The sequence below is a fragment of the Methanobacterium spitsbergense genome (genome assembly GCF_019931065.1).
Taxonomy (GTDB): domain Archaea; phylum Methanobacteriota; class Methanobacteria; order Methanobacteriales; family Methanobacteriaceae; genus Methanobacterium_B; species Methanobacterium_B spitsbergense.
On the sequence record NZ_JAIOUQ010000005.1, the window covers coordinates 9,663 to 21,904 of the forward strand.

At 30.4% G+C, this 12,242-nt stretch carries 12 protein-coding genes; 5 read left to right on the top strand and 7 right to left on the bottom strand.

From position 1 onward, the window contains the following. The first annotated feature begins 618 nt into the window (after nucleotides 1-618). Entirely contained in the window at nucleotides 619-1,146 is a 528-nt protein-coding gene (locus K8N75_RS05250; protein WP_223791067.1) for a PAS domain-containing protein, read from the top strand. A gap of 353 nt (nucleotides 1,147-1,499) precedes the next feature. Continuing rightward, nucleotides 1,500-1,622, top strand: a complete 123-nt coding sequence (locus K8N75_RS05255; protein ID WP_275952389.1) for an ATP-binding protein — start codon at nucleotides 1,500-1,502, stop codon at nucleotides 1,620-1,622. 478 nt (nucleotides 1,623-2,100) lie between these two features. Here the strand turns inward: K8N75_RS05255 and K8N75_RS05260 are convergent, their stop codons facing one another. Next, nucleotides 2,101-2,277: a hypothetical protein gene (locus tag K8N75_RS05260; protein ID WP_223791068.1), complete on the bottom strand. Its 177-nt coding sequence runs from the start codon at nucleotides 2,275-2,277 to the stop codon at nucleotides 2,101-2,103. A gap of 744 nt (nucleotides 2,278-3,021) precedes the next feature. Between K8N75_RS05260 and K8N75_RS05265 the strand changes: the two genes are divergently transcribed. The 3 genes from K8N75_RS05265 to K8N75_RS05275 all read left to right on the top strand — a co-directional run bounded on the left by K8N75_RS05265 (nucleotide 3,022) and on the right by K8N75_RS05275 (nucleotide 4,047). Next, nucleotides 3,022-3,315 (top strand): zinc-ribbon domain-containing protein, encoded by a 294-nt coding sequence (locus tag K8N75_RS05265; protein ID WP_223791069.1) that lies wholly within the window; start codon nucleotides 3,022-3,024, stop codon nucleotides 3,313-3,315. Between the two features lie 69 nt (nucleotides 3,316-3,384). Continuing rightward, nucleotides 3,385-3,570: a hypothetical protein gene (locus K8N75_RS05270; RefSeq protein WP_223791070.1), complete on the top strand. Its 186-nt coding sequence runs from the start codon at nucleotides 3,385-3,387 to the stop codon at nucleotides 3,568-3,570. Between the two features lie 93 nt (nucleotides 3,571-3,663). Beyond that, nucleotides 3,664-4,047, top strand: coding sequence for a hypothetical protein (locus K8N75_RS05275; RefSeq protein ID WP_223791071.1), 384 nt, complete (start codon nucleotides 3,664-3,666; stop codon nucleotides 4,045-4,047). 193 nt (nucleotides 4,048-4,240) lie between these two features. Here the strand turns inward: K8N75_RS05275 and K8N75_RS05280 are convergent, their stop codons facing one another. From K8N75_RS05280 to K8N75_RS05305, 6 genes are all read right to left on the bottom strand, one after another. Next, nucleotides 4,241-4,501, bottom strand: a complete 261-nt coding sequence (locus tag K8N75_RS05280; RefSeq protein WP_048190413.1) for a hypothetical protein — start codon at nucleotides 4,499-4,501, stop codon at nucleotides 4,241-4,243. Between the two features lie 22 nt (nucleotides 4,502-4,523). Further along, entirely contained in the window at nucleotides 4,524-6,338 is a 1,815-nt protein-coding gene (locus tag K8N75_RS05285) for a PAS domain-containing sensor histidine kinase (protein WP_223791072.1), read from the bottom strand. A gap of 304 nt (nucleotides 6,339-6,642) precedes the next feature. Further along, entirely contained in the window at nucleotides 6,643-6,876 is a 234-nt protein-coding gene (locus tag K8N75_RS05290) for a hypothetical protein (RefSeq protein WP_223791073.1), read from the bottom strand. Between the two features lie 51 nt (nucleotides 6,877-6,927). Beyond that, nucleotides 6,928-7,233, bottom strand: coding sequence for a hypothetical protein (locus tag K8N75_RS05295; protein ID WP_223791074.1), 306 nt, complete (start codon nucleotides 7,231-7,233; stop codon nucleotides 6,928-6,930). 368 nt (nucleotides 7,234-7,601) lie between these two features. Then, the gene (locus K8N75_RS05300) at nucleotides 7,602-10,736 is read right to left on the bottom strand and encodes a DUF11 domain-containing protein (protein WP_223791075.1); all 3,135 of its coding nucleotides are present in this window, start codon (nucleotides 10,734-10,736) and stop codon (nucleotides 7,602-7,604) included. A gap of 630 nt (nucleotides 10,737-11,366) precedes the next feature. Next, nucleotides 11,367-11,939, bottom strand: coding sequence for a response regulator (locus K8N75_RS05305; protein WP_223791076.1), 573 nt, complete (start codon nucleotides 11,937-11,939; stop codon nucleotides 11,367-11,369). Nucleotides 11,940-12,242: the final 303 nt, after the last annotated feature.

The window sequence follows — 12,242 nt, forward strand, 5'->3', positions numbered from 1 at the left end:
TCTTCAATTATATCTCTTCAATTATATCTCTTCAATTATATCTCTTCAATTATATCTCTTCAATTATATATCTTCAATCTATTTTTTATTGTATATTGTTTTTTTGATTTCAATTATAAAAGTACTTTCAAATCAAGACAATCATTTTGATGATGTTTTCTCAAAAATATATAAAAATCATCGAAAAAAATATCTTTTATATCCCTTGAATTTATCATTTAATACTAAATCAAGTCTTTAATCTATTTTATGATAATCCAAGGGTTTATGGATATTATTAGTCCCATTTTCCAACTAAACATGACTTTTAATAGAATCCATGTTGGTACAAAACAGAAGGAAATGAATTAAAAGAACAGATCTGGAATGCTGTCAATTATCCTGTCCAAGGAGCAGATGGAAATGTTGCATATATCCTCCACAGGGTTGTTGACATTAAAGATTCGATCCCACCTGAGAAAAAAGAAAACAAATACCCCTCAATCAGCCTATCACTCCATAGAGGAAAGAAATAAGCAGGTTTGAAGAAGTTTTACGTGACTATGAGAAAAAATTTCGCAGATTATGTGAATCTGGCTTATTTTATGATCAGGTTTGTTTGGTGTGATATACTGGAATATGGACAATAAGATCGTTGATGCCAACGATAAATTCCTTGAGATAGTTGGTTACACGTGCAGTGAACTGGAAAATGGTAAACTAGATTGGTTTAAAATGACCCTGCAGAGTATAGATATACAGATGAAAATTTCATTAAGGAGCTTAAAGCCTATGGAGCTAATAAAAATCCTTTTGAAAAGGTATATATCCATAAGGACGGCACACAACTACCAAATAAAAGCATGTGCCCTGCTTGACGAAGCTTGTTTTAATGGAGTAGTTCTTATTTTAGATATTACCGAACGTGAAGATATGGAAAAGGCACTCAAAAAAAGTGAAGAAGAACATAAACATCTTGTTAACTATGCCCATACAGCCATATATGAAATTGGTTTTAAGGACCAAACTTCAAAAAGTGTAAACGAAGCATTTAGCAAATTGTTAAGTTATTCTAAAGAAGAACTTTTAGCAATAATTCCCTTTGATATTTTAGATGATGAGAGCAGGAAAAATTCGAAGAACGGATTAAAAAGGATTAACTGTTGAGGAAATAGAGGAAGATATAGAATATAAAGTTATTGATAATATGGACATATAAAATGGGTACTTTTTGATATAAAGCCTATTTATAAGAATAATACATTTGGTGGTGCTCTCATTGTAGGGCATGATATTACCGAACGTACTCAGGCTGAAAACTTGAAACAAGAACTTTTGGATAAGGAACAACAACTTAGTGAAAACTTCAAATGAAAAATTAATATCCACTACGAGAAACTTCAAGTAACCACTGAAGAATTGATAGTTGCATGGAGAATTGGTATTGAACCACAGTATCAAGAACAAATTTTCAGTATATTTAAAGGCTCCACACAAGAGAAGAATATGAAGGAACATGTATGGGTCTATCAATCTGTAAAAGAATCGTAGAAAGACATGGTGGAGAAATTTGGGTTGAATCTGAACTTGGAAAAGGTACAACATTTAACTTTACAATATCCCGAAAAATTAAATATAGTTGAACCATTTCATTCCATTTTCTTCAAATTAAAATAATATTTAAATTACGTAATTAGCTACCAACGCATGTTATGTGAACTACCCCTCCCTTTCGGAAGGAGCTTCTTCCTTCATTAAATCCACTAATGTGGTTTTTTTCAGAGAAGCTTTAATTTCCGTAGTTCCTACGGTACTGATTAGATTAAGTGCAGTATGCTTGGTTATCGCATACGATACTATTAATTATTGTTAAACTATTATTTATATGTAGTAGTTGGATTCATCCCCACCTTAACACATGGGGTAATCTCCAACATTAAGATAAAAACATAAGTAATATGGACAAGTTAAATTTTTTTTTAAATCAAAATATTTCCATTAATATTGTTAGACTCAATTTATAATAGTATAAAAATAAAATTGGGTTATAATTTGGAGGAAAAATATTATAACCCTGATCTAATACAACTTTTAATTTTGGTGTTCCTGTTTACTAAATAATTATAGTCTTTTTGTTTTTTGGAATGAATCTAAAGTTATCTGTACTTCAAAGTCCAATAATCCGTCAGTTTCACAGTCTAAAGATTTAATATCTGGATCCATAAACTTTATAGCTTGAAGTGAATAGCTGGTTGATTCTTTTTGACTATTTTTTTTATACCCATTGAAAGATTCCATTTTATCACCTAATACTGAATGGTGTCTTTATAATATGTTACGCTAATCCTAGAGCGTATGAAAAGTAATAATCTATTTTGATAAACGTAAATCTAAAATCATTACCAGAAAACTTTGAACCTAAAAAAATAATTAATTATAAAAAAAGTTTCAGCCCAACTCTGACAATAACATTTATTGCGGGTTACGAAGGAATTATATGCGGTGCAAGTGGTGTATATATAGGTTTTGCAATGTGTTAAACGATTTATACGATAAAAAACTTTTACCGGTTTAATTACTGGTCAAAAGGCAAAACATTAAAATTTTTTTCCTTTTTGAATACTATAAAAATATTGACTGGTTATTAAAAAAAACAAAAATGAAGTAACTATTATACATTAATTCTCTTTTTAATCATTTAATGGCTTTATTTTATCTACAAATTTCTTAAAATATAAATAAAAAATAGTGAATATTAAATACTTTAAAAACCATATAATAAATATAAATTGTTTATTCTAACCTAATGATTTGAAATAAATGATATAGGATAATTTGAAATATTTTTTGTAAATTTTTAATATTGTTCTATTACAACAAAAAAGATTCTTTAAGGATTTATAATAAACCCCCTTAATTTTATCAAAGAAAATGATAAATAGTTATAGCGTATTTCTTTTAAAAATATGGGTAAAATCTATGATTTAACCCAAAATCCTTAGATTAAAGGAAGGAATAATAAAAAAAGTGAGAATTGATAAGATGTCTAATTGTAAAAACTGTGGGAACGAAATTGAAATAAATCAGAAATTCTGTCCAGAGTGTGGCATTCTAACAGGTAATACTAACGAGAACCCTGATCCTCTTTATGACGATGAAATAAGAACAATAAAAATTGAAAAAGAGATTAATTTAGGTCCTGGAGAATGCTGTGGAAATTGTGAACATTCAAATGATTGGGGCTATGAATGTTCAGGAAAATGCAAATTACATAAAATCTATATCAGTTTAGATCAAAAATGTAAAGATTTTTCGTGTAATAAACCCTCAAAATAATATTAATTTCACGATAAAACATTTTTTTTATTTATTTTTGTTTTTAACTGTAAAAAAGAGGGATTTTAATTGAAATTATGTTATATAATTATGGCATATTCAAATTTACATTCAAATGAATGTCCACATATACTAGAAATACATTCAACTAAAATCGAAGCAGAAAAAAGAAAAAATGAATTGGATGACAGTATAGAAAGCCCAAATGACCCTGTTAAAACGTATTATGAAATTGAAGAACACATAATCTTTTGAGGGGCACAAAAATGATTTGAAATGAGATTTTAAGAAATTTAAAATATAAAAAACCTCATAGAAAGTTATTATAATTTTATAAAAGGAGTTAATATGAAAATACCAAATGAACAGATAAATAAATTAGAATCATTTATTAAACAATGGGTAAACCCATCAGAATGGTATGAAACGAGAAAAAATGGTTTAAACAGTTTTCTAAAGTTAGTAGAACGTAACAATGTTAAACCAGATGATGTTCATTTCGTTACTCAAAAGAATAGTAACGGCCAAATGATTTGTGAACCCGAAGTTAAAAATAGTGAAAGTAATTCAAACTTTGAAGATTTACCAAAAAGTGAAAATACTGATAGGTTACGGAGATATCTCAAACAGTTTCCAATATTCAATAATAGAATTGAAAATGGGGAAAATGTTGTAGATATTGCTATTTCCATCATTCAAAAATATTCAGAAGAAAAAACCAAGAATTATTAGGGTTGGGATAAAATTAATTAACCTTTAGACTTTACCGAGTATTTTATTTTATTAAAAAAGAATTTATTGAACTTTTAAAACCCTAAATCTTTATTTTCATTTATTATTTTTAAAAAAATACAATCCATTACAATTTAATTAAAAAACTTATATTCGAAATCAAAATATTTGAACAATTTTGATATTAAATTTTTTATTTATTTGATAACTCTTGATAGCTGTAGCTTTGTATTAGTCTAAGATTTAAAAACCTGTTATTTCCACTCTTATAAATTATTTCTAATAATTGATCATTTCCTCTGTGTAATAACAAGGAATCTATTATAGTTTCATTGGGGTCATCCTTTGAAAAAAATCCACTATATGAGTCATGGAATTCTTTATCCGCCTTATCAACTGCATATATTACATCTTTACCATTAAATATTCTAAAACTTTTTAGCTTTATTACCATTTTATTAACTCCAAAATAGTTTTTATATACGTGTTTTATATTCTAATTCTTCAAAATTTATAATAAATTCTGTTCCAGTTGTAACATTGATTGTAAGATCACCATCAATCTGGTCTGTTAAATTCTTTACAAGTAGCAGACCCAATGAATCTAGTTTATTAAAGTCAAAATTTTCAGGTAGTCCTATACCATCATCACGTATTACAAGTTCAAATTTGTCTTCTTTTGATTTGAGTGAAATATAGATTTCTCCTGCCATTCCATTAGGAAAAGCATATTTTAAGCTGTTAGATACAAGTTCACTGATTATAATGCCGCAGGGAACAGCAGTTTCCATATTTAAATTTATATTTTCTATTTCTAGTATCGGTTTAATTATGGTAGCATCAATATTATACGCATATAACAATTTTTGGATCAAATTTTGAACATAATTAACAAAATTAATATGAGTTAAATCTCCAGATCGATACAGTTCTTCGTGTATCATGGCCATTGATCTTACCCTATTCTGGCTTTCCTTTAAGACATCCACAGTTTCCTTTTCATCTACATAATTTGTTTGCAGGTTAAGTAAGCTTGAAACTATTTGCATATTGTTCTTAACACGATGATGGATCTCCTTAATAAGTAATTCTTTCTCATGCAGAGAGTCTATAACTTCTTTTTCCGCTTTTTTACTTTCAGTTATATCACGAATTACCTCTATAGCACCATTAATAATGCCTTTGTCATCATAAAGAGGTACTGCTTTTCCCCATAGGATACGATTAATCCCCTTTAATGGTGCGTTTGTCTGACCATAAATACCATCTTCCCATCTTTTAATTTTACTATATTGCTTTTCAATGACTTTATTGGGATCGGTTACAAGATCAATTAATATTGGTCTTCTAATTCCATAAATTGGCAGAGCATATTCATAATTTCCTTTTCCCAACATATCTTCGGCCTTAAATCCAGTTATAGCCTCAATGGTACGATTCCAAGCTATAACTTCTCCCCTACTGTTAATGGCAAATGTTGGATCGGGTAAAAAATCAATAATATCAAATAAACGGTTTTTAGATTCTATTAATTCTTTTTCAGCATCTTTATGATGGGTAATATTTTCAAATACCGATACAAATTGATCAGCACCAGATTTGTATACTGATACATGTAACCAAATTTTTAATGGATTGATATATAATTCGAATGACTCTGTAATACCGGTCAATATTACTCTTCCATATGTTTCAAATAAGTCTGGTTTTAATTTTTTAAGTTGTGGAATTACCTCTGTGACTCTTCTACCCTTAACATTTTTAAGTCCAGTCAATTGTTCGAATGCTCTATTTACTTCCAAATATGTCCAGTCAATTGGACGTCCTTTTTCATCAAAAAGCATTTTACAATAGGCATAGCCATCGATCATATTTTCAAATAATTTATGAAACTGTTTTTCACTATCTTCTAAGGCTAATTCCAGTTTTTTTATTTCTTTTATTTCTTTAATGACCACACTGATCAGTTCATTACTATCTTCATCCCTGAAATTATTGGAAGATATTAAAGCATTAAATTTTTCACCGTTCTTTTGTATAATTGTTATTTCACGGCTTGATTTATTTGTAATTCCAGTTTTTTCGAAGATAAAATTTAATTTTGTTTCACCGGTGTCAACAATCGCATATATGCTAAGTTTGAGTAATTCTTCTTCGGAATATCCTAAAATCTGTTGAGCCTTGGGATTAGCTGCCAAAATAGTTCCATTAGTAGTTGTTAATAAAATAGCTTCCAAACTACTTTCAAAAATAGATTTATATACTCGATCTGATCCAGAATTAATAGACATTGATTTTACCCATAATTTAAAATATATATTATTATTTGTGCTAAACAGATATGTAAAATTTATGTTTTTGAGAATAAAGAAGATTTAATGGGAATTGTACTATTATTAAACCCATATCTCATCTAAAAAAACAATAATTTAAAACAAATTGATATTATAGTAGAGGATTATTTAAATTTTAAATAAATTAGTTTTTATTACAAAATAATAGCAAATACCTATGGATTAGTATTTATATTCCATTATAAAATTCTATTTTTTTAATCTAAAAGTAAAATTTAAAAAATATTAAAAAAAATCTTATTTAATATTTTTCACCTTTAGGAGTAATTTTAATATCCTGACCATCATAGGTCTCAGGACCATCGTATTCTATGTATCCTCTCCATTTCAGGTCTCGGATATATGAGTCTAATTCATCATCTTCCATATTTAAACTTTCTTCCAAATCTTTAGAAGATACTACAGGATTTTCTGGATTTTCCTTCTTTGCATTTGATAACATTTTTAAGATTTTCTTTTTTTTGTTTTCATCCATTTTAGTTTTCCCCAATTAATTTATAGTATTAATACTCTGTTAATATAAATCTCAGATTTCAACTTCATTATGTGCTTCGATTGTGATGTCTGTATATTCATTGTTATTTATTATGGTGTTATACTGGTTTTTGTCGTGTTTTTTACCTATTAATCGAATTTTTTTACCATTCCATCTGCCATGATATATTGTATTTTGGTTATTGGGTTCTTTATTTTCATGGGCACCCATCAGATACCAGAAAATGGTTGAGCTTTCTATAAAATCTAGTTCACGATCTCTTGAGTAGTCACCAACTCTCATAGGGTCAATAAATTCTTTCTCTGATTCATTAACCATAATATAAAAGTCTGTCATTTATTATCATCCCCCAATTTATTATTTTTCCTGGTTTTTTTGAATATATTTTCATAAAAGTTTAGTACTACTTATTAAGTATATCACATAACCAATATAACAGTACGGAAAATTGATAAAATAATTAATAAATGAATATATTTTTGTCAGTTGTTTACATGCTTTTGAATGGATTTAAATCTAAGCATATTTATTTGAATGATTTAGATTGGACAACATTGTATAATTCTTGTAGTTATGCTAATAAAAAAGGATTTGATTGCTTTTCCTCCCATATGTCTTATTAATATATTTCAATTAAACTAGATTGTTAGATTTTGTTAATTTTTATCTTAAAAAAAAAATAGGGAAAAGGATTTGGTTTGTGGTTAATTTTGTAGTTTACGTAATGTTGTTCCTCCAAGAACCATCAGAATTGCTGCTATTAATCCAGCTATTGGTACACCTGTTTTTTGCATAGGTATTGTTTCGGTTTCTGCATTAACAGTGTTGGCAGTATTATTTCCACCACCACTACTTAGTACAGTAACTGTTTGAGATGCAAATGGGCTAGTATTCACATTGAATTCATTTATAGCAGTTATTCTAGCAACATTAGTTAATGTTTCACCCACTACAGCAGTTGTAGGTGTAACAAAGAGTCTTAATGTTGCACTGGCACCATTCAATAGTGTTCCAACATTCCATATTCCTGTAGCACTGTTGTAGGTACCCTGACTTGCTGTGTAACTGTTAAAGATTAAACCAGCTGGTAATTTATCGGTCACCTGAACACCAGTCGCTGTACCCGGACCATGGTTAGTTGCTGTTATTGTATAGTGGAATTGATGACCAACTCTAGGTGTGGTTGTACTTGCAGTTTTGGTTAATACCACATTAACTATATTATTTGCAGGCACGATTACAACTGCATTTAATGTTTGTCCTGTGGTTGTAGCAGTGTTGGTTACTGTTGTTCCAGCTGCAGAAAGTGCAGGAGTTACAAACAGATGTAATATTGCACTTGCACCATTCAATAGTGTACCAACATTCCATAATCCAGTAACGCTGTTGTAGGTACCCTGACTAGCTGTGAAACTATTAAAGGTTAAACCAGCAGGTAATATATCGGTCACCTGAACACCAGTAGCAGTACCTGGGCCGTTATTAGTTGCAGTTATAATATAATTGAACTGTTGACCAACATTAGGCGCTAAATTACTTGCAGTTTTACTTAAAACTACAGGTACTGTGGTTGTAGGCACAACTACGGTTGCACTTGCTGTTTGTCCTGTTGTTGTTGCTGTGTTGGTTACTGTTGTTCCGGCTGTAGAAACTGTAGGTGTTACGAACAGATGTAATATTGCACCTGCACCATTTACCAGTGTACCAACATTCCATAATCCTGTACCACTATTGTAGGTACCCTGACTAGCTGTGAAACCATTAAAGGTTAAACCAGCAGGTAATATATCGGTCACCTGAACACCAGTAGCAGTATTTTGGCCGTGGTTAATTACAGTTAAGATATAATTAAACTGTTGACCAACATTAGGCGCTAAATTACTGGCTGTTTTGGTTAATATAACAGATACCGGAGTTCCAGGTACTGTTACAGTTGCACTACTTGTATCATTTGTGTTTATTAGCGTTGCATTTTTTGTAACGAGCGTACCTGCAATACTTGATGTAGGGGTTACAAATAGTTGTAGTACTGCACTAGCTCCACTAGCAAGTGTTCCAATATTCCATATTTCAGTAGCATGGTTGTAGGTACCCTGACTAGCTGTGAAACTATTAAAGGTTAAACCATCTGGTATACCGTCGATCATCTGCACATCAGTAGCTGTGTCTGGACCGTTATTAGTCACTATTATGGTATAATGGAACTGTTGACCCACATTAGGATGTGTATTACTGGCAGTATTCACTATATTCATGGTATAAATCAAAAAGTTTGATGTATCCACAGTTCCAACTACATCTCCAGGTAATGGGCCTGATACAGTACCCCACCAATTACGCTGAGCATCTACTGTTCCAATATTATTTATGAAACTAACGGTTATTACATTACCGCTGTCAGTTAATACTTGGTTATTGACAATATCCCGACCAGTTGTGGCATTGTTGTTTACAAGCGCATTGTCAGTTGTTGTAGCTACAGCAGCGTTGTTTAATGTGGTACGTGTAAGTGTGTTTGAAGTTACTGATGAGGTTGCATCATTGTAGACAGCCCCACCTCTTAATGCAGAGTTGCCTGCCAGTGTATTGAATCTTGCTGTTATTGTTGCATCATTATTTATGGTGTAGTCTGTCATTGTGGTAGCTGTGACTGAAGTTCTTGCGCCGTTGTAGATAGCTCCACCATTATTGTTTGCGGTGTTACCTATTATTGCGCTATCAGTTACTGTAACTGTTCCACTATTGAGTGCTGTTGTACCTGTTGTAGCAGTTCCTGTGAGTGTACTTTGAGCTGTGTTTAAGACTGCAAGGTTACTTATGGCACCACCATTATTTGCTGTGTTGCCTATAAATGTGCTTCCAGATATTGTTGCTGTTCCACCATTTTTTGTTACAACAGTACGTGTGAGTGTGCTAAAACCAACAACATTAAATGTTGCATCGTTAGCTATGGCTCCACCATTTTGAATTGCTCTGTTATTGGTAAATACACTGTTAATTACATTTAATGTTCCACCATTTTGAGTTATGGTAAAATCAGTAAGTGTAGTACTTGTACTCATACTTAAAGTTCCCGAATTGTAAATGGCTCCACCATTCAATGCCCTGTTACCAGTAAATGTACAGTTATTAACAGTTAATGTACCACCATTCTTGGTTACGGTTTCGCTAGTATGTGTAACTGCATCATAGATTAACCTTCCATCGTTGTAGATAGCACCACCATTCTGTGTAGCTCTATTATTCTGGAATACGGTATTTCTTACGGTTAACGTACCATTATTGTAGATTGCACCACCCAAAGTTCCTAACCCATTTTTAAGTATCAAATTTTGGATAATTACTGTTGCTCCATTACTGATGAGGAATATTTGTCCAATATTCTGCCCATCTATGGTTGCATGGCCGTTGCTAAATACATTAAAATTCAAATCTTTATTTATAACTAGACCATGTTCCTGGAAGGTTGCTCCATTTTCGAGCATAATCGTATCCCCTGCATTAGCAACTGTAATTGCAGATGCAATAGATGGATAAACGAATCCTACAGGATTTCCTCCACGCGCAACAGGAGCCCCATTCCTATAAATCTGTGGGTCAGGTATTTTATTATTATTTTTAGTGGTTAGAGAATTTGATGCTTTATTAGTTTTGGAAGTGTTGGTTTTTGATTTGGCCTGGACATTTGTCTGTGAATCCACAGATTGTCCTGTATTAGTTACTGCAACATTGTGTGATGAAGAAACTAATGCATTATTAGATGTTGCATTAGTAGCTGATACATCGTTTACTGTGAATGATAATACTAAAACCATGGTTAAAAATAGTAATGGGACCATGATTTTAGCTTTATTATCTTTAATTGAGTTAAAATTGTCATTTTTAGTAATTGTTTGGTTTCTAATCTTTTTCACCTCCTTTATGCTTGATTATGTTATGAAACATACAAACATCATAAAGGAGGAATTAAACTTTGAAAACAACTTCATACCATCCCCCCAACTGTTCACAGTATAGAAGAATAATGTTTAAAAAATACTGTGAAAGTATCACTCTTTTACAGTTTTGTATAGCAATTATTGAATTTAATGATTATATGTAACATAGTTAATTCTTTAGTTGTTATAATGAATATAGTTTATGGCTAAAAGAGATGAATTAAGATGTTATAGATTGAAAAACATCTAACAATTTCATGAATAATCAATAAATTGTTTAACATATTTTCAGAACCGCAATTTTTATATCAAACGGATTTTAGGTACTAAACCCATTTAATTGATTTTATATTCTGTCTAGCTGAATTTCAGATTCAAATTGACATTAATCTACTAAATCCAACAGGAACAAATATATTTAAATAGTTATCACTGAATTAGAAAATCCAAAGGATAAAAAAAATAGAATTATGGCATTCTATTAATAGTATTTCTTAAACATTATGATGCTGTATGTTACCTTATGAAATTCTACTCCTTGTTGTAGATATAGGTCAGCCAGAATTCCTTTATGGATTCAACTATATTTTGGTATTCCTTGAAATTATTGGGCTTGGTTAAGAATAGATCTGGATGATATTTCTCTAGATGTTTCACTTTTTCATAATCATCAGTTAAAATAATCACAGGTACATCTTTTATGATACTCTTTTTTTCCATGATATTTTCTAAATTTTCCAATCCACTCGCACCACGTAGTGTTGCAAAATCAAATATTATAATATTTGCTATAGGAAAATCCTGGTAAACGCCTTGTTGGAATATCATGTTACTGGCCTCTTCAACACTCCCTGTAAAACGGATGCTTGTTGTGAGTTTTGATCTGCCAAATGTTGCAATTAATTCCTGCATAATTTTTGGATCGTTTCCTATTAGCAGAATTTCAACTGGTTCATTTATCTTTTTTACGAATTCTTTTAAAATCTGTTCAAAATCGTGTTTTACAGAGTTTTTTAATGCATTTACCAATTTTTTGGTATCCTCTTGATTTAATGCATTACCCAATATTTTTTCAACTAACTTCCATTCATCTGTTCCGCTCATGGATATCCTACTCCCTATTATCATTTAAAAGCTAAAAATAGTTTTAATTTGTAAAGTTAAGGAATTTAGGTTTAAAACCTGCTTGATCATCTTAGTTAGAAGCCCTCTTATTTGTATCTGATTCTCATCAATGATTAAATTATATTAATTAATTTTATGTTGATAATTATTATTAAAAATTTCTATATTAATAAAAAGAAAATACACGATTATTAATAAAAAAAATGTATTTTATAATTGAATTATTAAAATAGAAGTATTAGGTACACTAAATTGGTATATTAGCCAGGATAGGACATTAAA